At 67.7% G+C, this 20,044-nt stretch carries 19 protein-coding genes and 1 tRNA gene; 6 read left to right on the top strand and 14 right to left on the bottom strand.

Translation table 11 applies throughout. The annotated features are described in order from the left end of the window. Positions 1-9: 9 nt before the first annotated feature. The 6 genes from PSQ39_RS07295 to PSQ39_RS07270 form a co-directional block, all read right to left on the bottom strand. Positions 10-810, bottom strand: coding sequence for a diguanylate cyclase domain-containing protein (locus PSQ39_RS07295; RefSeq protein ID WP_273926040.1), 801 nt, complete (start codon positions 808-810; stop codon positions 10-12). Positions 811-855: 45 nt separating this feature from the next. Further along, positions 856-1,314, bottom strand: a complete 459-nt coding sequence (locus tag PSQ39_RS07290) for a hypothetical protein (RefSeq protein WP_273926039.1) — start codon at positions 1,312-1,314, stop codon at positions 856-858. Between the two features lie 47 nt (positions 1,315-1,361). After that, a complete protein-coding gene (locus tag PSQ39_RS07285; protein ID WP_273926038.1) occupies positions 1,362-2,279 on the bottom strand; it encodes an OmpA family protein in 918 nt (305 codons plus the stop codon). Between the two features lie 17 nt (positions 2,280-2,296). After that, the gene (locus PSQ39_RS07280; protein WP_273926037.1) at positions 2,297-2,722 is read right to left on the bottom strand and encodes a DUF4398 domain-containing protein; all 426 of its coding nucleotides are present in this window, start codon (positions 2,720-2,722) and stop codon (positions 2,297-2,299) included. A 230-nt stretch (positions 2,723-2,952) separates the two neighbouring features. Beyond that, the gene (locus PSQ39_RS07275) at positions 2,953-3,294 is read right to left on the bottom strand and encodes a BON domain-containing protein (RefSeq protein ID WP_273926036.1); all 342 of its coding nucleotides are present in this window, start codon (positions 3,292-3,294) and stop codon (positions 2,953-2,955) included. Positions 3,295-3,459: 165 nt separating this feature from the next. Further along, on the bottom strand, positions 3,460-4,131 hold the full coding sequence (locus PSQ39_RS07270) for a Crp/Fnr family transcriptional regulator (protein WP_409242001.1): 672 nt from the start codon (positions 4,129-4,131) through the stop codon (positions 3,460-3,462). A gap of 452 nt (positions 4,132-4,583) precedes the next feature. Here PSQ39_RS07270 and PSQ39_RS07265 point away from each other — a divergent pair, with 452 nt between their 5' ends. Beyond that, positions 4,584-5,258 carry a Crp/Fnr family transcriptional regulator gene (locus tag PSQ39_RS07265; RefSeq protein ID WP_273926368.1) on the top strand — a complete coding sequence of 225 codons (675 nt, stop codon included), beginning with the start codon at positions 4,584-4,586 and terminating at the stop codon, positions 5,256-5,258. Positions 5,259-5,344: 86 nt separating this feature from the next. Here PSQ39_RS07265 and PSQ39_RS07260 read toward each other — a convergent pair whose 3' ends face one another. From PSQ39_RS07260 to PSQ39_RS07245, 4 genes are all read right to left on the bottom strand, one after another. Continuing rightward, positions 5,345-5,521, bottom strand: a complete 177-nt coding sequence (locus PSQ39_RS07260) for a hypothetical protein (RefSeq protein ID WP_273926034.1) — start codon at positions 5,519-5,521, stop codon at positions 5,345-5,347. 120 nt (positions 5,522-5,641) lie between these two features. Beyond that, entirely contained in the window at positions 5,642-8,137 is a 2,496-nt protein-coding gene (locus PSQ39_RS07255) for a cation-translocating P-type ATPase (RefSeq protein WP_273926033.1), read from the bottom strand. 115 nt (positions 8,138-8,252) lie between these two features. Next, the gene (locus PSQ39_RS07250; RefSeq protein ID WP_273926032.1) at positions 8,253-10,631 is read right to left on the bottom strand and encodes a methyl-accepting chemotaxis protein; all 2,379 of its coding nucleotides are present in this window, start codon (positions 10,629-10,631) and stop codon (positions 8,253-8,255) included. A gap of 239 nt (positions 10,632-10,870) precedes the next feature. Continuing rightward, on the bottom strand, positions 10,871-11,215 hold the full coding sequence (locus PSQ39_RS07245; RefSeq protein WP_273926031.1) for a c-type cytochrome: 345 nt from the start codon (positions 11,213-11,215) through the stop codon (positions 10,871-10,873). A gap of 209 nt (positions 11,216-11,424) precedes the next feature. Here PSQ39_RS07245 and PSQ39_RS07240 point away from each other — a divergent pair, with 209 nt between their 5' ends. Genes PSQ39_RS07240 through PSQ39_RS07230 form a run of 3 tightly spaced genes read left to right on the top strand, consistent with a single transcriptional unit; the run spans position 11,425 to position 12,474 of the window. Beyond that, a complete protein-coding gene (locus PSQ39_RS07240; RefSeq protein ID WP_273926030.1) occupies positions 11,425-12,015 on the top strand; it encodes a ferritin-like domain-containing protein in 591 nt (196 codons plus the stop codon). Positions 12,016-12,040: 25 nt separating this feature from the next. Next, a complete protein-coding gene (locus PSQ39_RS07235; RefSeq protein ID WP_273926029.1) occupies positions 12,041-12,199 on the top strand; it encodes a DUF3309 family protein in 159 nt (52 codons plus the stop codon). A 20-nt stretch (positions 12,200-12,219) separates the two neighbouring features. Beyond that, positions 12,220-12,474, top strand: coding sequence for a DUF2789 family protein (locus PSQ39_RS07230; protein WP_273926028.1), 255 nt, complete (start codon positions 12,220-12,222; stop codon positions 12,472-12,474). An 18-nt stretch (positions 12,475-12,492) separates the two neighbouring features. On the opposite strand, the gene PSQ39_RS07225 is transcribed toward PSQ39_RS07230, so the two are convergent. From PSQ39_RS07225 to pdxR, 3 genes are all read right to left on the bottom strand, one after another. Then, positions 12,493-12,960: a CPBP family glutamic-type intramembrane protease gene (locus tag PSQ39_RS07225; RefSeq protein WP_273926027.1), complete on the bottom strand. Its 468-nt coding sequence runs from the start codon at positions 12,958-12,960 to the stop codon at positions 12,493-12,495. Continuing rightward, the gene (locus tag PSQ39_RS07220; protein WP_273926026.1) at positions 12,947-15,559 is read right to left on the bottom strand and encodes a choice-of-anchor X domain-containing protein; all 2,613 of its coding nucleotides are present in this window, start codon (positions 15,557-15,559) and stop codon (positions 12,947-12,949) included. Before PSQ39_RS07220 ends, PSQ39_RS07225 begins: the two co-directional genes overlap by 14 nt. A gap of 132 nt (positions 15,560-15,691) precedes the next feature. Then, entirely contained in the window at positions 15,692-17,197 is a 1,506-nt protein-coding gene (pdxR, locus tag PSQ39_RS07215) for a MocR-like pyridoxine biosynthesis transcription factor PdxR (protein ID WP_273926025.1), read from the bottom strand. A 132-nt stretch (positions 17,198-17,329) separates the two neighbouring features. Here pdxR and PSQ39_RS07210 point away from each other — a divergent pair, with 132 nt between their 5' ends. Together PSQ39_RS07210 and PSQ39_RS07205 are read left to right on the top strand one after the other, a co-directional pair. Then, a complete protein-coding gene (locus PSQ39_RS07210) occupies positions 17,330-17,992 on the top strand; it encodes an FMN-binding negative transcriptional regulator (RefSeq protein WP_273926024.1) in 663 nt (220 codons plus the stop codon). Between the two features lie 353 nt (positions 17,993-18,345). Further along, entirely contained in the window at positions 18,346-19,494 is a 1,149-nt protein-coding gene (locus tag PSQ39_RS07205) for a porin (RefSeq protein ID WP_273926023.1), read from the top strand. A gap of 182 nt (positions 19,495-19,676) precedes the next feature. On the opposite strand, the gene PSQ39_RS07200 is transcribed toward PSQ39_RS07205, so the two are convergent. After that, positions 19,677-19,753 (bottom strand) — tRNA-Pro (locus tag PSQ39_RS07200). Positions 19,754-20,044: the final 291 nt, after the last annotated feature.

Below are 20,044 nucleotides of genomic sequence, written 5' to 3'. Positions count from 1 at the left end.
CGCCAGCCTTCACGCCAGGTCTTTGTAGGCCACCAAGCGCCCGCCCCCCAGGGCTTTGGCGCGGTACATGGCCTGGTCCGCGCAGGCGATCAAGGCCGCTGCGTCTTGCGCGTCACGCGGGAACAAGGCGATGCCCAGGCTCACCGACAGGCGCAAGGACAAGGGCCCGACCGGGCAGGCTGGGGCCAAGGCGGCGAGCATCTTGCGCGCCATCAGCTGAGCGTGCTCGGGCCGGGCCAGCTCGGACAGCAGGATCAGGAACTCATCACCGCCGTGGCGGCTCACGGTGTCAGACTGGCGCACGCAGGCGCCCAGGCGGCGCGCCACGGTTTGCAACACCAGGTCGCCCGCCGCGTGGCCCAGGCGGTCGTTGATCAGCTTGAACTTGTCCAGGTCCAGGAACAGCACGGCCAGCCACTGGCCGCGCCGCCCCGCCAGGGTGATGGCGCCGCTCAGGCGGTCCAGCATCAAGGCCCGGTTGGGGGTGTCGGTGAGCGGGTCGCGCTGGCTGGCCTGTTGCGCCGCCTGCAGCGCCTGGGCTGCGCGTTCAGCTTCGCTTTGGGATTGCAGTGCTGCCAACAGCAGGTGCTCATTGGCGGCGCGCAAGCGCGCCTCGTGGCGGCCCTGCGCGTCTTGCGCCTGACTCAGCGCTTGGCGGCTCTGCAACAGGTCTTGCTGCAGTTGCTGGCGCTCGGCCTGCAAGCCTTGCACCTGCGAGCGCAGGCGCTGGGCATGGGCCGCCAGGAGCACCAGGGAGCGGGCCTGCGAGGGGGCCGACGGCAGCGGGGCCGGGGACGACAACTGGGGCATGGGCCTAGGGGTCCGCGGTGGTGAAGGGGGCCGTCCAGCGCACGCTCAATGGGTGAGGCCGGCCGCAGCCACCCACTGGCTCAGTGGCTCCTGCAACACCACGCTGAGCCAGGCTTCAGGCTGTTGGAGCGCGTGGGAAGCGGCCTCCTGTTCCAGGGTCTGGCTCAAGTCCGGGCCCAGCAGTTGCTGCAACAGCCCGCGCAAGGCCCACAACACCCCCGGCTGCGCGCCCAGCGGGGCGCTGCCGCCGGGCGACTCGCGCAGCAAGGCCTGCAGGGCGGACAGCTCCGGCTGCGGCCCCAAGGCCGTCACCTGGGCTCGCCAGCTGCGGGCTTGGGCCCCACGTTGCGCCTCCAGGAACAGGTGGAGGCTGCGCAGCAACAAGGCGGCCACGCCCGCGCGCCCCAGCACAGCGCTCAGGCTCTGCAGCAAGGGCGACCAGTCCGGCACCGGGCTCACACCGGTGGGGGCGATGGGGGTGGGGGAAGCAGGAAATCGAGGCATGGCAAATCCCAAAGGGGTTGAACACAGGGCGCTCGGGTGGCGGTGCCCTACTTTTGCGAGACGTTGCCGGGCTGGGGCGCGATGACGATCTCCACACGGCGGTTCATTTGCCGGCCGGATGGACTGTCGTTGCTGGCCACGGGCTGCTCTTCGCCGTACGCGCGGGTGCTGAGTTGGCCGGCCGGCACGCCCAGGGTCAGCAGCACCCGGGTCACGGCCTCGGCGCGGCGTTCGGACAAAGCCTGGTTGGCCTGGCTGCCCCCCACGCTGTCGGTGTAGCCCTCGACGCTGGCCGTGCGCAGCGGGTTGGCTTTGAGGAAATCGGCAATGCGCTCGATCTTGGGCGTGGCAGGCGACAGCAGGCGGGACTGGCCGGTGTCAAACAACACGTCATCCAGGGTGAGCACCAGGCCGCGCTCCGTCTGGCGGGCGTTGAGGTCACGCAGCTGCGATTCCAAATCGGCCACGCGGCGCTCGCCTTGCTGCATCTGGGACTGTTGCAACTGCACCGCCGTGCCCGCAGCGACCAGGGCTTGCTGTTGCTGGGCGCTTTGCTGCTGGACCGCGCCCAGCTGCAGGCGGGCCTGGTCGGCTTCTTGGGTGCGGCTGGCCAGGCGCTGGCGGTCGCGCTGGGCTGCCGCGCCCGCCACCTCCTCTTGCGCGGCGCGGGCACTGGCGGCTTCTTTGGCCAGGGTCAGGCGCTGGGCGCCCAGGTAGGCCGCGTGGTTGACGGTGGACAAGGGGGCGCCACTTTGCGCGCTTTGGTCGGCGGCTCGCAGGGCGGCTTCGGCAGCCTGCCATTCGGCGGGCGCCAGGCGCAGCAGCTGGGGATCGGCCTGGGCCGCGGTGCTGCGCTGGTGCAGCTCTTCCAGGGCCAGGTTGCGTTCCGGCACACCGGCGCAGGCGGCCAGGGTGCTGATCAGGGCCAAAGCGGCCGTGCGGCGAAGGGTGAAGTGGGCGGTCATGGGGTGTCCTGAAGCGTTCAAAACAAGGGCTTGCGGTTGATTTCTTCCTGCAAGGCCCGGGCAGCGGCGCGTGCCTCTTGCGCCGCCTGGCGGGAGCGCACCGACTCGGCGTGCAGTTCAGCCACCTGCGAGTCCAGCACGGCCTGTTCAGCCAAGCGGCGCGCCAAGGCGTTGTCGCGTGCCGCCAAGGCTTGTCGGGCGCTGACCAGCTTGTCGCGCGCCAACTGCAGCTCGGCCGGGGCGAACTCCGGTGTGGGGCTGGCACTGGCGCTGCGCACGGCGGCTTCGGCGGCGGCCATCTGCGCCTCGGGCACGGGCACACCGGCACAGGCCGTGAGGCACAAGGCCGTCAAGACCAGACCGGCCTGCCAAGCGAGGGCGGGCTGATCACCCATGCGAGGGTCGCGCGCCCAGAAAGTGAAAGAGCGGGGACGTTGGAACATGGTGTTCTCCTGACTCGGTTGGGGGCCTTGGACTGCGGTGGCAGCCCTGCCAGACCCAGGACTGCAGTGTGCGGAGAGCGAACCCCGGGGTCTGTCTGGCAGCGCACTTCCACCGCATCCAGGAGGAGCGCGAGGCCGATCGGCGGGCACGCGGCCGGCCGGCCCCCAGCGGGCACGCGCCATGTCGCAGACCCTCTGCATGGCGCAGCCCCGCAGCATGGCGCAGCCCCTCAGCGCGGCCGCGCCCAGGCCTGGGCCGGCACGGCCCCGGTGGGCGACAGCAGGGGTTCGGCCCACAGCAGCGCGTGCTGCAGGGGCTGCACCACCAGGCTGTGACGCAGCGCCTGCACCCCTCGCACCCGGGCTGCGGCGCGCAGGGCGCACTGCAGGCTGGCGAGGTCAGGCACCCGGCCCAGCAAGCTCACCTGCCCCTGGCAGACCTGCACCACGAGGCGGCGGGCATCCACACCAGGCTCCCAAGCCAGGGCTTCCAGCACGTCGGCGCGCAGCTGCGCTTCACTGATCAAAGCCGGCGCCAGAACGCGGGGTGCGGGGGGGTGAACAGAGTTCATGAAGGGCCTTGGCGATCCAGGCGCAGGCCCGGACGGGGTGGAAAGGCCTCAGTGTCCGAGCGCCCTGCCCGGCCGGTCTGTGCGGCGGATCACGGTCCTGCGCGGCCGCCGGGCCTGCGTGCAGCGCACGCGCAGCGCCAGCGCACAGGCGCTGCCGCGATGCCCTCAGCGGCGGGTGCGCGGCGGCTTGACCCAGTCGACGTCCTGCATCACCTGCTCGTAGGTCGACAGGTCCTGCCCGTAGCAGGCACACACCGTGCTGAGCAGGCCAGCGCGGTTGAGCACCAGCATGTGACCTCGGCTGTACTGGATCCAGCCGCGCTGCTGAAACTCACCGGCCGCCAGGGTGACACTGGCCCGGCGCACCCCCAGGATCAGGGACAGGGCTTCGTGGGTCATCCTCAGGTCAGGCACGCGCAGGCGGTCCAGGCTCATCAAGAGGAAGCGGGCGAGTCGCTGCTCCAGGCTGTGAAAGTGAGCGCAGGCCGCCAGAGCCCCCATCTGCGACAGCTCGAAGTACAGGAATCGCGTCATCAACAGGCTCAGCGTCCGGCTGGCCTGGCACAGGGCGCGCAGACGCTGCAGATCGATCTGCCAGGCCCGCCCCGCGCCGATGACCACGGCATCAAACGCGCAGGCCGACACCCCCAGCGCCGAGCCCGCCCCCAAGACCCCTTCATAACCCAACTGCCCGACCTCAAAGCAGCGCGGTTGGACCCGGTGGGTGAGCAGGGAAATCAAGCAATCGGTGGGAAAGTAAGCGTGGGTCAGCGCTTGGCCGGCGCGGGCGAGTGGGGCCGCCTCGTCGAGTTCGACCAGCTTGGCCTGACTCAACACACGGCGGCGCTCATCGGGGCCCAGCTGAGCCAGCAGGCGATTGGCAAGTGAGTGGTCGATGCGAGGGTCCTGAGGGAATGTGAGCGGGAGTGGCTGCGGGCAGTCTGAGCGAAGCCCAGGGCCATTTCTGTCTGGCAGCACACCCTGACCCAGGGGGCCCAGTGCTGAATCGACACGCAGCGGCGCGCCCCAAGTCGTGGGTCAGCGCTGCAAGATTTTCAGCAGGAAATCAGGTCTCACCCGATTACGTACGGCAGCGCACAATGACCTATGTTCGTCAGCGTACATATTGAAACCTCTTTGCCCGCCAGACTTCACCACGGGGTGGGCCACACAGGGAGGGAATCCTGGAAGGCTTGCCTCGGTCTTCAACGCTGTCACACCACAGGACTTCCATGTACCCTAAAGAAGCGCTACCCCAAGGCACGCACCTGAACCATTTGCTCAAAGCGATGGACTCACCGGCCTTCGCGCCGGTCATGGCCCAGCTGGAATTGGTGGAACTGCCGCTGGGCAAGGTCCTGTATGAATCCGGCGCCACCATGAGTTACGCCTACTTCCCCACCACGGCCATCATCTCTTTGCTGTACGTGATGGCCACCGGCGCCTCGGCTGAAATTGCCGTGGTGGGCAACGAAGGCGTGGTGGGGGTGGCCTTGTTCATGGGCGGCAACTCCACCCCCAGCCGCGCCGTGGTGCAAAGCGCGGGCATGGGCTACCGGCTGCGGGCCCAGACCTTGAAGAGTGAATTCGACCATGCCGGCCCGTTTTTGCACCTGTTGCTGCGCTACACCCAGGCCTTGTTGACCCAGATGTCACAGACCGCCGTGTGCAACCGCCACCACTCCCTGGACCAGCAGCTGTGCCGCTGGCTGCTGCTGAGCCTGGACAGGCTCCGAGGTCCCGACCTGGTCATGACCCAGGAACTGATCGCCAACATGCTGGGCGTGCGCCGAGAGGGGGTCACTGGCGCGGCGCTGCAGCTGCAGGCCGCCGGGCTGATCCGCTACGCGCGCGGCCACATCACGGTGCTGAACCGCCCGGGCTTGGAGCAGCGCACTTGCGAGTGCTACGCCGTGGTGAAAAAAGAATACGACCGCCTGTTGCCAGACCGGCCGGCCACCTGAGCCTCAGGCCATTGGCCCCAGCCGCGATGGCCTGGCTGCCCGCGCCGTGCCGAACCGACGCCCCCCAGCAGAACTTGGCCCAGTGCTCAGTCCAGGTTCAACAACAGCCAAGCCCAGGCCAGAAGCCCCAACAGCAGCAGCCAGCCCGAGCGTCGCCAAGGCCCCTGTGCATGCACCTCAGGCGACGAGGCGTGGCCCACACCATCGGCCCCGGCAGGGGTCATTTCAAAGTCGTCGAGAGGGGCTTGGACGGGGAGCTTCATGGCAGGTTCAGGTCACTTGCCTGGCACGATAACGGGCCCAGCCTGACCTGAACCTGACCAGCCGCCTCGACACCGACCGGCCCGTCCCCATCAGCCCTCAACAAGCGCCGCCATCGCCCCTCAGGTCGCAGGCTGCAGCCAGCGCTTGTTGAGCTGAAACACCACCAGGGACGCCAGGGCACTGAACATCACCCCGGCCCCCAGGGCCCACGGCAGGGGCGCGAAGCCAAAGGCCCGGGCCAGCCCCGGCACCGTGGTGACCAGCCCCAGGGCCAGCAAGGTGCCCAACAGCACCCCCGCACTGAGCCGGGGCAGGCCCTGAAACAGATCGCGCCAGCGGCCCGTCGGTGAGCGGCACGGCAAGATCAGGGCCGCATTGCCCGCCACCAAGGCCATGAAGCCGGCGGTGCTGGCCGTAGCCGCGCCCCAACCCAGCCAGGTCAAGCCGCCGTACCAGGCCAGGACCAGCCCCGTCATCCAGCAGCCCTGCAGCAGGCTCAAGCGGACGGCGTGCGCGGACAGCAAGGCCTCGGTGCGGCGCCGAGGTGGCTGGGCCATCAGCCCAGTCCGGCCGGACTCTGCCTCGAACACCAGGGAGCAGGCCGGGTCGATGACCAACTCCAGAAACGCGATGTGCAAGGGCGTCAGCACCAGGGGCCAGCCCAGCAGCGCGGGCAACAAGGCCAGCCCGATGATGGGCAGGTGCACCGCCAAGGTGTAGACCATGGCCTGGCGCAGGTTGGCAAAGGTGCGGCGCCCCCGCTCGATGGCGGTGACGATGGCCTGAAAGTCATCCTGCAACAGCACCAGCGAAGCCGCCTCACGGGCCACGTCGGTGCCCCGCTGGCCCATGGCGATGCCGATGTGCGCGGCCTTCAGGGCCGGCGCGTCATTCACCCCGTCGCCGGTCATGGCCACCACCTCGCCCTGCGCCTGCAAGGCCTGCACCAGGGCCAGCTTTTGCTGCGGCTTGACGCGGGCAAACACCTGAACCGAGGCCAGGTGGGTGGCCCACTCCCCCGGCGGCAGGGCGGCCAGGTCGTCGCCGGTCAAGGCCTGCCCCCCCGGAATGCCCGCCTGCGCGGCCACGGCCAGCGCCGTGCGCGGGTGGTCGCCGGTGATCATCACCACCCGGATGCCCGCGCGCTGGCACTGGGCCATGGCGGCCGGCACCTCGGGGCGCAAGGGGTCGGCCAGCCCCACCAGGCCCAGCCACTCAAAGTCAAAGTCATGCTGCTGCGCGGGCCAATCTTGGTGCCGGGGGTGGCGCGCCTGGGCCACGCCCAGCACGCGCAAGCCCCGGTCGGCCAGGGCTGCGGCCTGCTGCAACACCTGCTGGGCCTGGTCTGGCGGCAGGTGGCACAGGTCGACCACCGCCTCGGGAGCGCCCTTGGTGGAGACCACGTCCTGTTGGGGCGACGCCCCGCGCCACAGGTGGCTCATGGCCATCAGCTCGGGCGACAGTTCGTATTCGCGCGCCAGCTGCCACTCGGGGTGCAGGTGTTCGGAGCCCGCCAGCTGCTGGGCCGCCAGCCTTTGCAAGGCCTGCTCCATCGGGTCGTGTGGCGCTATTTCGCTGGCCAGCACCGCGTACTCCAACAGGCGGTGAAAGGCCTCGGGCAAGGCGCCCGGGGCCAGATCACCCACCGCCTGCTCGGCACCCGCCGCCACCAGGGTGTGCACCGCCATGCGGTTGCGCGTCAGGGTGCCGGTTTTGTCCACGCACAGCACCGTGGTCTGGCCCAGGGTTTCGATCGCGCTCAGGCGCCGGGTCAGCACCTGCTGGCGTCCCAGGCGCCGTGCGGCCAAGGCCAGGAAGACGATCAAAATGACCGGCAGTTCCTGCGGCAACAGGCCCATGGCCAAGGTGATGCCCGCCAACACGGCGGCCAAGGCGTCGCCCCGCAAAGCCCACAGCAAACCCACCAACAGCGCGCAGACCGCCAAGGCGAAGAACACCAGGCGTTGGGTCAGGCGGGCCATCTCCTGGCGCAGCGGCGAGGGCTGCAGACTGACCTCGTCCAGGGACTGACCGATGCGGCCCATCTCCGTGTGCGCACCCACCGCCGTGACCCGCACCAGGCCCTGGCCACTGAGCACCAGGGTGCCGGCCAGCACCAGCCCCAGCGGCGCTTGCTTGGGCACCGGCTCGGACTCACCCGTGAGCAGGGACTCGTCGGTGCTCAACTCATGGGCCTGCAGCAGCTGCCCATCGGCGGGCACCCGGTCGCCCTCGGCCAGCAGCAGCACGTCATCGCGCACCACCTCGCGCCCCGGGATGCGCTGGCTCACGCCCCCGCGCAAGACCAAAGCGCGCGGACTGGAGAGCTCACGCAACTCCGCCAGGGCCCCGTCGGTGCGGCGCTCCTGCAACACCGTCACGGCCATGATGATGAGCACAAAGCCCAGCAGGATCAGGGCCTGGCGAGCGTCCCCCATGGCCAGGTAAATGCCTCCCGAACCCAACATGAGCAGGAACATGGGCTCGCGCACCACCTCCCCCACCAAGGCGCGCAGCGGGCGTCGCTGGCTGGTGGCCAGTTCGTTGGGGCCGTCCTCGCGCAGTCGGCGGGCAGCGGTGGCGGCGTCAAGCCCGGAGGGCGGGGTGTCGGGCATGGGGGGCGTCCAGATTCAGGTTGATCTGAACTTGTAGCGGTAAAGCCGCCCCCCCGCCATCACCCAGCGCACACAAGTCGCATTCAGTGCCCAGGCCCCAAGGGGGCCGGCCAACTCAAATGCCGCGCTTGATGCGCGACAAGGCCGTGGTCACCGAAGTGGAGGCCTTGGCAAACTCCGACCCCGCGCCCAGCATGCGCTGGGCGTCGGCCATGGCCCCCGCATTGATGCGGCGCGCCACGTTGCCCGCGGCCAGGTGGAAGCCCTTGTGTTCTTCGAGCAAGGCCACAAAACTGGGCTTGCCGCCAAAGCGCTGGCCGCCGCGACCGTGCAGCCACTGGCCCAGGGGGCAGCGGTCGTCGCAGGAGATGGTGTCAGCGTCCAGCTGGCTGCGGTTCTCGATGGCCGCGCGCAGCTTGACCTTCCACTGCCGGTGCGCCTCGATGGCCGAGTCCACGTTCAGGTCGGCCACCTCCAGCTGGGGGCGAGCCTCCACCGACATGCCTTCAGGCACCTGGAAGCGAGCCACTTCGTGCGCCAGGGATTGGGCCTGCTCGCGCAGGGCAGAAGCCCCCGCAGCGGTCTCCTCGACCAGGGCGGCGTTTTGCTGGGTGGCGCGGTCCAGGTCCTGCACCGCTTCACTGACCTGGCCAATGCCCTGGGTCTGTTCCACCGAGCCGGTGGCGATGTAGCTGAGCAGCTCGTTGACGCGCTGGGCGCTGGCCACGATCTCCTGCATGGTGGCGCCGGCCTCGCGCACCACGCCAGTGCCGCCTTCGACCTTTTCGACGCTGGTGGCAATCAGTTGCTTGATTTCGCGCGCGGCCTCCGCACTGCGCCCGGCCAGCAGGCGCACCTCGCTGGCCACCACGGCAAAGCCCCGACCCTGCTCACCGGCACGCGCCGCCTCCACGGCAGCGTTGAGCGCCAGGATGTTGGTCTGGAAGGCAATGCCGTCGATGACCCCGATGATGGCCTCGATCTTCTTGGACGACGCCTGGATGTCTTCCATGGTGCTGACCATGTTGCCGATCACCTCACCGCCGCGCCCGGCGATGGTCGCGTTTTGCGCGGCGATGCGGGTGGCCTCCTGGGTGTGGTCCGAGGTCTGGCGCACCGTGGTGCCGATTTGCTCCATGGCGGCCGCGGACTGCTCCAGGTTGGCCGCGGTTTGCTCGGTGCGCGCGGACAGGTCCATCGAGCCCTCAGCGATCTCGGTGCTGGAATGCACGATCTCGTCCGAGGCCTGACGCACCTGCAGCACCATCTGGCGCAGGCTGTCTTGCATGCGCGACAACATCAGCATCAGGTGCGCCGCCTCGTCACGGCCCCAAGGGCGGGGCGAGGTGGTCAAATCACCTTCGGTCATGGCTTCCAGGTGACGCGTCACCTCTTGCAAGCCGCCGCGCATGACCAAAAAGAAGGCATAGAACAGGTACACGGCCACCAGCAAAAAGACCACCGACACGCCCAGCAAGAGCTGGCGCTCGGCCACGGTGCGGTCAATGCGCTTTTGCAGCAATTCGGCCAACAGCTTCAGGCTCTCGGCACTGACGGCTCGCAACTGGTCGACCGCCTTTTGCCCGGGGGCCTCCAGGCCCTGGAGGTCGGCTCGGTAAGTGCCTTCAAACCAGGACTTGGCCGCGGTGTCCAAAAAAGCGCGCGAAGCATTCACCGCGCCCTCCACCTGCAGGCGCTGACGCACCTCGGGGTTGGCCTCGGCGGCACGGGCAGCGGCCTTGCCGATGGCACCGACCCGGTCATGGCCCAGGTACCAGATGCCATACAGGCGTCGCAGCGCTTCGGGGTCGGCACGCCCACGCCGCTCCAGCACGCCCGACATGGCGCGGGTGCGCGAAATGGATTCGATCACTTCAGCCACCACGTCGGTGGACAGGGTCATCAGGTAGTAGGTGTCCTGGTCGGGGTCCAGGGTCAGCTCGGTGCGGTCCAGCACGGTGACGCGCAACTCGCGCACGGCGTCCACATAGCGCTGAAAGCTTTGCTCCAACTCGTCCAAGCCCGCCTTGCCCACCTGACCCTTCAGGGTCTGGTGCAATTGCTCCACGGCCGCGAACTCGCTGCGCACGTCGACCTCGCTTTGCAAGCCCGCCAAATGGCTTTTGACCGCTTCCAACTGCTGGGTCACGCCATTCAGGTCGGTGGTCGCGGCCAAGCCAGACAAGACCAGGCGGCGCTGGCGCTGCACCTCGACCAACCAGGGCTCGATCTTGCGGATCACCGACACCCCGGCCAATTCGTGCTGGGCGAAGTTGATGGTGGCCTGGCTGGTGCGCACATAGGCCAGTGCCAGCAGGACCAGGGGGATCAAAAACGCCAAGGAGATCCAGCCGGCTTTGGCACCAAATTGCAGCTTGCGAAACAGTCGCACGCCCGGCGCCCACATGCCGTGGTGCTGGAAAAAGTGGCTGGGCGAAGTGGCTTGGGAGGGGGACGCCTGGGACGAAGGCTCAACAGAAAGGGAGCGGGTCATGGGGGTGATCGGGGTCCTGTGAAGAAATCGCTGGCGTTCAGCGCAGAGCCGCTCATGAAACGCCCCGGCCACCATGCGCCAGGACAACAACAGCCTGTTTTGTTCGCCAACGTACCTATTGGAACTAATTTTGCTAACGCCAAGATGACTCGGGTCAAATATTTCATCAGGATTACCCTGACTGTCTCATAAAGCAACACTCGCCAGAGCGATGCCGCGTCAGCGCATTCAAGCCGAATTCAGGGCCTGGGCGCCTGGTCCTGGCGCACGCTCAGCGGCGTGCTCATCGGGCTGAAGCGGTAGATGCTGTCATTGAGGTAGCGCGTCACCTCCAGCACTTCGGCTTCGCGCCAAGCCAGCCCACTGTTGGCCTGCCAGCGCAGCACCTGGGCCTGCAGGGAGGACCAGTCGGTGGCCACGCGCCGGGCGCGCCAATGCACCTGGGTGGTGTGGCAGCTGATGCAATGGGTTTCATACAGCAACTGCCCTTGCGAGGGCACCGCTGGCCCCGGGTCCTGCGCCGCCGCCATGGCGCCCAGCGTGATCGCGCCCAGGGCCATCAGCCCCTTGTGAATCCAGCCCATGCTCAGTCCTTCGCCAAGATCAGCACCCATGAGCGGGCACCGAGCCCACCGCAGGGCGGACCGGCCCAGTGTGGGGAGCGGATACCGCGAGGTCGGTGCGCCGGCGCACACGGCCTCACGCGGGTGCCTGAGCGTGGTCCAGCGCACAGCCAAAGCGCGTGGCCCGCCTCACATTGGGCCTTTTCCCACTGCCCTCCAAAGGCCCCACCATGACCCACGCCGACAACGCCGCGCAGCCCCCTCTGGACCTGAACACCCTGCGCCAACAGGCCCGGCAGCACCTGGACCAGGGCGCCGTGACCGCCGACTACCCCGCCCACCGGTTGGAGGTGATTGCCCAACTCAACACGGCGCTGGCCACCGAGTTGGTGTGCAGTCTGCGCTACCGTTACCACCACTTCATGGCGCGCGGCATCCACTCCCAGACCGTCGGCCAGGAGTTCTTGGTGCACGCCAACGAAGAGCTGGAGCATGCCGACTGGCTGGCCGAGCGCATCGTGCAGCTGGGTGGCCAACCGGATTTTTCGCCCGACACCCTGCTGGGCCGCAGCCATGCCGAGTACGTGCGCGGTGAGACCCTGGGCGACATGATCCGCGAGAACCTGGTGGCCGAGCGCATTGGAATCGACAGTTACCGCCACCTGATCCGCTCACTGCAAGACCAAGACCCCACGACGCGCCGCTTGCTGGAACGCATCTTGGCGGTGGAAGAGGGCCACGCCGACGAACTGGCGGACTTGCTGCAACAAGTGCCCCCCAACCTGCTGCCCACGCCCCGCCCTGCCCTGTTGGCGCAGTGACATCCCACCCCTTAAGGAAGCTGCCATGAGCCTCGGAACCCTGTTGTTGATCGTCCTGATCCTGATCCTCATGGGCGTCATGCCCACTTGGCCGCACAGCCGCAACTGGGGCTATGCGCCCAGTGGCGGTGTCGGGCTGGTGTTGATCATTGTGCTGGTGCTGCTCTTGTTGGGCCGCCTGTGAAGCCCTGAAGAAAGCGCCGCATGGAAATGAACCCCCACGATTTGACCCACCTCTTCCTGCAGCTGGGCCTGCCCGCCGAGCGGGCGGAACGCGAGGCCTTTGTGCGCGAGCACCCCCTGCCCCCAGGCACGCGCTTGTCCGAGGCGGCTTTCTGGAGCCCCTCGCAAGCGGAGTTCTTGAAGCGCTCGATCGCCGATAACGCCAGTTGGGCGGCGGCAGCCGATCAGTTGGCGGCCTTGCTCAGTCCGGCCATGCCGGCCTCGGAAGCCGATTGAACCCGGCGCCCCGGCGCCTCAGCGCAAGCTGAACAGCGCCAACAGGGCATTGAAGTACGCGTGCAAGAGCACGCAGTCGCTCAGGCGCCGGCGCCAGCACCAGGCCAGCGCCAAGACCCCGCCCGGCAGCAGCCAAGGGGTGCAGCGCAGCAGGGCCCCGACGCTGAACCCATCCAAATGGATCAAGGCAAAAGCCACAGCCGCCCCTGCGCCGGCCGCCAGGTCCGCCCGGCGCGCTGAGCAGCCCCGGCGCAGCGCCGCCTGCAACAGGCCGGGCTGCCAGGCGCAGCGCATGACGGCTTCTTCCAGGCAAGGGGCCAACACCAAGCTCATCAAGGCGCTGTGCAGGTCGGGCCACACCAGCGCGTGAGCGCCCCGGTGAACCGCCCACCACGCCACGCCCGGGGCCAGCAGAACGGCGGCCAGCAGCGCGCGCCCCAGACCAGGCCAGGGCGCGGGCTTTGGGCCCAGGTCAGCGAGAATCAAGCCGGCGCGCCTGGGAACGGCGGCGCAGCCACAGGCCCGTCAAGCCGCTGAGCAAGAGCAAGACCAGGCCCGCATCGCGCTGGCCCGCCACGCTGGTGCAGCCACCGCTGCCGCCACTGCCCGTGCTGCCCGAGCCGCTGTCACCCGATGCCGCGGCCAACACGCCCGTGGCGCCCGCGTCCAGGGTCAGGTCAGCCTCTTCCACCCGCACCAGGCCAGCGCCCACGGGGCGCACCGGCACATCGGACCCGATGGCAAAAATTTGGTTGGGCTGGAACACCGAGTCGGCCGTGGTTTGAGCGTAGACCTCCACGGTGTAGTCGCCCGCGGGCAGCAAGCCCTTGAGGCTGATCGCGTAGCGGCCGTCATCGGCCCGCGCGTCCACGCCCTGGCCGTCGTCGGCCAGCACCAGGTCGCTGAGCACCGCCACGCCGTCGCTGACGCGGTACACCGTGGCCAGCAAGCGCGCCTTGGCGACCGGGGCCTGACCCGTGAACTGGGCACGCAACACGGGCTCGCGGTTGTCGGCCAAGGTGCCGCCCTCGACGTCGGCGCTCAACTGCACCACCGACTCGGTTTGCACATCCAAGCCCACGGAATTGCTGACGGCCGTGCTGCTGAGGGTGAGGGCACGGGCGCTGCCGTTGTGGCGGCCACTGCTGTTGTCCAGCTCGATCAGGGCATAGCCTTCACTGAGGTTGGACGCGGGCGACAAGGTGCTGAAGGTGCCCGCCGGCGTGACCAGGCGGAAGCTGAGCCGGTCTTTGTCCACCGGGTCGAAGTTCCAGTGCGCGCTGATCACCTGGTCGTGGGGGGTCAGGGTCAGCGGGGTGCTCTGGGTGGACGCGGCGCTGAGGCTGTCCCAGCCGGTGGTGGCCAGGAGGCTGAACACCTCGCCGGCCGCCTTGCGCTGGGCGCGCAAGATTTTCTTCACCGCTTGCTCCGCATCGCGCGCGCTGTAGGCGCTGCCACCCGTGGCCAAGGCCAGGGCGTCCAGGGCCACACCACCACTGGTGGTGGTGGCCGCGCTGCCAGCGGGCAGGCGCAGGCCGATGGCGTTGACCGAGGTGCGCAGCGCACGGGCCTGGCTGCCCAGTGCTTTGGGCAGGGTGCTGCCCTGCCCGGTGAACAGCTCAATGGTGGCCGAGTCGGCATCGGCGCGGTTCTTGGACAGCTCCGCTTGGGCCAGGGCAAAGGCGGCGCTGGCATCGAAGCGGCCATCGACCCGGGTCAAGCCCTGCACACTGGCCACCAAGGCGGCGCGCCCGGTGTCGATGGACTGAAGACTTTGCAGCGGCGTGTTGCCGGTGCTGGGCGAGGTGATCACGGCCCATTGCGTGCCCGTCTCGGCCAATTGCAACACGGCCTCCGCCGCTTGAATGGCCTGTTCAAAGGTCGCGGCTGGCAGGCTACGGTCGATCACGATGGCGTGGCGGGCCACGGCGGCCGAGGTGGCCGCAGCGCGCGCCGTGACGGCCAGTCGGGTACTGACCGTGCTTTGGCGCAAGGCCAGGGCCTTGGCGTCCGCCGGCGAGTCGACGAACACCACCTTGAAACTTTCAAACGCGCTGCCCGGCGTGCCGTCCACGGCATCGGCCGTGGCGCTGCCGCCCGACTTGGCAAACAGCTGGGCGTTGTAATCACTCAGGCTGGCGATGCGGTCCGACGCGGGCACCACCTGGTCCTTGCTGGCGTCGCCAGTGCCGCAAGCGGCCTGCACCAGCAGGGGATCGCAGAACACGCCGAAGTAGCGGGTCAGCTCCGACACCTTGGTCGGGGCGGTGAAGCCCTTGAAGGCATCGAACCACACCCGGGCGCCACCGTGGAATTCCTTGGCCTCGGCCGGGTCGCTGGCGGGGTCGCGGGTCAGCATTTCCCAATGGCTGCCGCCGCGCAGGTTGCTGCGGTCGGTGGCATAGACGCGGGCCTGGGCCGTGTTGTTGACGTCCGCACCGCCGGTGTAGTCCGCCGCCAGCGAGAGGCGGGTGAAGTTCTCATGGTTGTTCATGATCGAGTTGCGCGTGAAGTCCACGCCCGAGGGGCCGCCCGGGTCGGAGGCATTCAGGGCCTTGCCCTCTTCGCGGTACTCGTCGGCAAAGCCGTACACATAGTGGCCCAGCTCGTGCGCGATCACGCGCGAATAGCTGCGCAGGTTCTCTGGCTTGTTGTCCATGGCCAGGAAGTTGTAACTGCTGCCCTCGCTTTGCTGCCAGCGGGCGGCACTGGCGTAAGACCGGTCGCTCTTGTTGATGATCTGCACATCCACGTTTTTGCCAAAACGGCCGTTCTTGTAGAGGTAGACCGTGCCGATGCGGTGGCGGCCTTCGGTCATCAGGAACACGCTGCGCGCCACTTCCCGCAGGATCTGGTCGCGCAACACCTCTTTGGTCAGCACCGTGGTGCCATTGGATTGGGTGGGCGGGGCCGCGTCGTAGTCCCAATCCACGTTGGCTGTGATGTCGAGCACATGGGTGCTGGCCACACGCGAGTTGGGGTGGTTGGCCGCCCACAGGGGCGTGGCCGAGGGCAGGATCAGGGACAAAGCGGTGGCCGCAGCCACCAGGGCGTGCCGACCCCGAGGGCGGTGATTGAGGGGCATGAAGTCTCCAGGTTGATGCGCGTCCCCGCGACGGCCAATACCGGCAGGGTTGGAATCCGGTGGCCAGTCTATGAAGTTCCTTCACGCATTCATTACATATTGTTTCAATTACCCTCCCGGGAGGGCCTAGGGTCAACCCTGGGATCGCCCCGCGCCTGAGCTCAAAAACAGGCCCAAGGCGCGCATGCCTTGCTCAATCTGTGCCACCGACAGGCTGGCGTAGCCCAGGATGAAGCCGGCAGCACGCTGGGGGACACCCGCCGGCATCGGCCTGTCGGGCCGCGAATACAAAGGCGACACGGGGTAGATCCCCACCCCGATCTGGCGCGCCGCCAAGGCCACATGGTCCTCGTCCTGCGGCCCCCAGTCCGGCAGCCACAGCACCAGGTGCAGGCCCGCGGCCAGACCTGCGAGCTGGGCGTTGGCGGGCAGGTAGCGCTCAGCGGCCGCCAACAAGGCGCTGCGGCGGCGCTCGTTGTCGCGCCGCACGCGCCGCACATGGCGCTCGTAGGCCCCGCTGTCGATCAGGCTGGCCACGGCGCGCTGCTCCAGCACCGGCGCGTGCCGGTCGCTCAGGCGCTTGGCCTCCCGAAACACCGGCACCAGGGCGGGCGGCAGCACCAGGTAACCCAGGCGCAGTTGCGGCGACAAGGCCTTGGAGAAGGTGCCCACATAAATCACCCGGCCCTCGTGGTCGATGGACTGCAGCGCGTCGATGGGCCGCTGGCCGTAGCGGAATTCACCGTCGTAATCGTCCTCCACCACCCAGGCCTGCTGTGCCTGGGCCCAGCTCAGCAGCGCCTGGCGGCGGGTGATGGGCAGCACGCCCCCCAGGGGAAACTGGTGCGACGGCGTGACATAGGCCAGGCGCACGGACGGCCCCAGGGGCAGCTGTTCGGTGTCCAGCCCGTGGGCATCCACCGGCACGGGGGCACAGTGCGCCCCGGTGGCCTCAAAACAGCGACGCGCCATCAGGTAACCGGGGTCTTCGAAGGCAAAGCGGTCCCCCGCCTGCAGCAGCAAGCGGGCACACAGGTCGATGCCTTGCTGCGAGCCTTGCACCACCACGATTTGATCGGCATGGCAGCGCAGCCCCCGCGCCCGTTGCAAGTAGCCCTGCAAGGCCTGGCGCAGTGGCGCCTCCCCCTCCGGCGCGCCGTAAGAAAGGCGGGGTGAGGGACGCAGCCCGGCCTCCTTCACGGCCCGGCGCCAGGTCAAGACCGGAAAGTCCGACGAGGCCAGCGCGCCATAGCGAAAATCAAACGGGACTGGCTCCAAGGACGGAGGAGCCTGCACGGCCATGGCCTGCACGCGCTGGCCCAGGGCGGACAGCCTGGGCGCGGCGGCGACGACATCACCCACAGGGCGCGGACTGGGCGTCCCAGTGCCCCCCTGCGGCCACGCCACCCGCGCCACCCGCCCGCCCGAGGTCATCAAATAGCCCTCGGCCGCCAACTGCTCGTACACCGCTGTGACCGTGGTGCGCGACACCCCCCATTCCGCCGCCAAGGCCCGGGTGGAGGGCGCACGCGCCCCTGCGGGCAAGACACCGTCCGTGATTTGAGCGCGCAGCAGCGCATACAGACGGCGCCCAGCACCGGGCGGTGGGCTCGCGACCTGGGGTGGTGGCGGGGACAAGCCCTGCGATGGGGGCTGAGGTGGGGTCTTGGGGCTCAACTGGTCCACTCAATAGAATAAAAACTGGCTCTTCTGATTGTGCCGGTTGTGCGCCACAGTGCTGCTCAGTCACTTTTTCTGGACCGATCCACGATGTACATCCCTCCCCACTTCGCCGAGCAAAGCCCCGAAGAACTGCAGCGCGTGATGCGAGACCACCCCCTGGGCATGCTCGTCACCCACGGCGAAACCGGGCTGGATGCCGACCACATTCCCTTTGCCTTCGATGCCCAAGCCGGCCCGCACGGTACGCTGAGCGCCCATGTGGCGCGCGCGAATCCCTTGTGGCAGCGCTGCCCCAGCGGCAGCCCGGTGATGGTGGTGTTTCGCGGCGCACAGGCTTACATCTCGCCCAACTGGTACCCCAGCAAGCACGAGGCGCACCGCCAGGTGCCAACCTGGAACTACGAGGTCGTGCACGCGCACGGCGTCCTCACCGTACACGACGACGAGCGCTTTGTGCGGCGCCTGTTGGCCGGACTGACCAAGCGGCACGAAGCGGCCGAACCCCGCCCCTGGAAGATGGGGGACTCCGCGCCTGAGTTCATCGACGGCCTGCTGCAGCACATTGTGGGCATCGAGATTGCCATCACCTCGCTGGTCGGCAAGTTCAAGCTGAGCCAGAACAAGGAGGTGCGCGATCGCCAGGGGGCCGCCGACACCCTGGAGGAGCGCCAACAGCCCGGCTTGGCCCAGGCCATGCGGCAGACCTTGCCTGGGTCACAGTCTCAGTCTGGGCGCAGCTCAGCTGGCTGAGCGGGGTCATCGGGGCGGTCAAGCAAGAACCGGAACAACGCTCAACCCGTACTTAGTCCATTTCCAAAAACGAAACACGCTCCAAATAAAAGACCTTATTTATTGCTGTTTTAGATTCAATAGTCACGGCTTCGTCAAATCCACTTCCGAGAATCCGGTCGGTTGGCCCCACGGGGTCTGACCCGGAAGAATCACTGCCCCACCGCTGCAGGCGGACACACGGCGGCAGCGATGGCTTCTGATTTTCTGGAGGCTGGCGGTGCCACAGGCCCAACCGGGTCTTTGGCATCAACCACCTCACTTGATGACCTCTTCTTGCCGTCGGCCACAAGCTGACGGCGCTAGGAAATTTGATGAAAAAGAACCTGATCGCACTGGCCAGCCTGAGCGCGCTGTGCACCCTGGCCCAAGCCCAATCCAGCGTCGTCTTGTACGGCCTGGTTGACAGCGGCATCCGCCACGACAGTGCGGTGGCCAAAACCACCGCCGGCACCGGCTCGCAAACCCAATTCAGCTCAGGCGTGCTCAACACGTCGCGCTTTGGCTTTCGCGGTACAGAAGACCTGGGGGGCGGCCTGAAAGCCAACTTCACGCTGGAGTCCGGGATCAACTTGGGCAGCGGCGCGACCTCCAGCACCACCAACATCTTTGACCGCCGTGCGGTGCTGGGCTTGGAGGACCATTGGGGTCGCGTCGACATCGGCCGCAACACCACCTTCTTGTATGACCTGCAAGCCGGCTTTGTGAACGACCCGCTGGGCCAAGAGCTGACCACCAACCGCCAATACGCCGCCAATGCCGCCACCGCGGTGAACCCGCTGGGCACGCTGGTGGGTTCGGGTCTGGACACCTCGCGCCGCGACAACATGGTCAAGTACCAAAGCCCCAACCTGTCGGGCGCCACCCTGGGTCTGGCCTACTCCTTCGGCAACGTGGCCGGTGCAACGAGCGCCAATTCATCGGTTCAGTTGATGGCCAAGTACGACGCCAAACCCCTGCAGCTGGGCCTGGCATACGACCGCCTGCGCGACACTGGCGCCCGCACCCAGACCACGCTGACCACCGGTGGCAACTACAGCATCGACGGTTACAAGCTCACGGGGGGCTACACCCAGATGCAGGCAGATCCAGGCTTCGTGAACAGCAATACCTCGATCTTGACCAACTCCAGTGCCAGCACCTCGCTGTACAAATTCCTGGCCGGTGCAACTGCCGCCACCACAGGCCTGAAAGCCGCCGTGGTCGACGTCGGCCTGACCTTCTACGCCACCCCGGTGACTGAAGTTGTGGTGGCTTACTACAACACCAAGTACAGCGCCAACGGTGTGTCGGCCAATCGCTACGACACGGTGGCCACGCGCGCCCGCTACAAGCTGAGCAAGCGCACCGACCTGTATGCCGCCATCGACCACACCAAGGCCAAGGGCATCACGGCCGCCCAAACCGCCAGCGTCACGACCAGCAACACGGGCTTCGCCTTCGGTATCCAGCACCGCTTCTGAAGTCAGCACACCCGCTCTTGCGCTGCCACGCGGGGGCGGGCTCAGGGACTGAAACTTCATTGCTTGCCCCATCTGGCCTTCGGCACGGTGGGGCTTTTTTTCACCACACGGACGGTGGAGCGCAATCGCTCGAGCAAGAAAAAACGGGTTCCACTGAAACCAGTGGAACCCGTTTTAAATGGTGGTCGGAGCGGCGGGATTCGAACTCGCGACCCTCTGCTCCCAAAGCAGATGCGCTACCAGGCTGCGCTACGCTCCGACAGCCTGTATTCTAACCCGAGTTTTGGGGTCATTCTGGCTGAACAGGTTAAGAATCAGCACTCAGACTGTCTTGATTGCGTACTCCAACGGAGAAAATCAGGTCAATCCAGCCCTTTCAGCGCCCATTTCAGCCGGGCCACAGCCGCCAGCGCACGCCCGCGCTCGTTCAAAAGAGGCATGGCCCCCACCTCAGCGACTCAGGGTTAGCAGGGGGTCTCCAGGCTTGCAACAGGGCTTCCCAAGCCAGGAGTTTGCAATATACTGCCTGCACACAAGATGTGAAGCACTT

This window comes from Curvibacter microcysteis, from assembly GCF_028649455.1.
GTDB lineage: Bacteria > Pseudomonadota > Gammaproteobacteria > Burkholderiales > Burkholderiaceae_C > Curvibacter > Curvibacter microcysteis.
This window is presented reverse-complemented; position numbering and strand designations above follow the sequence as displayed.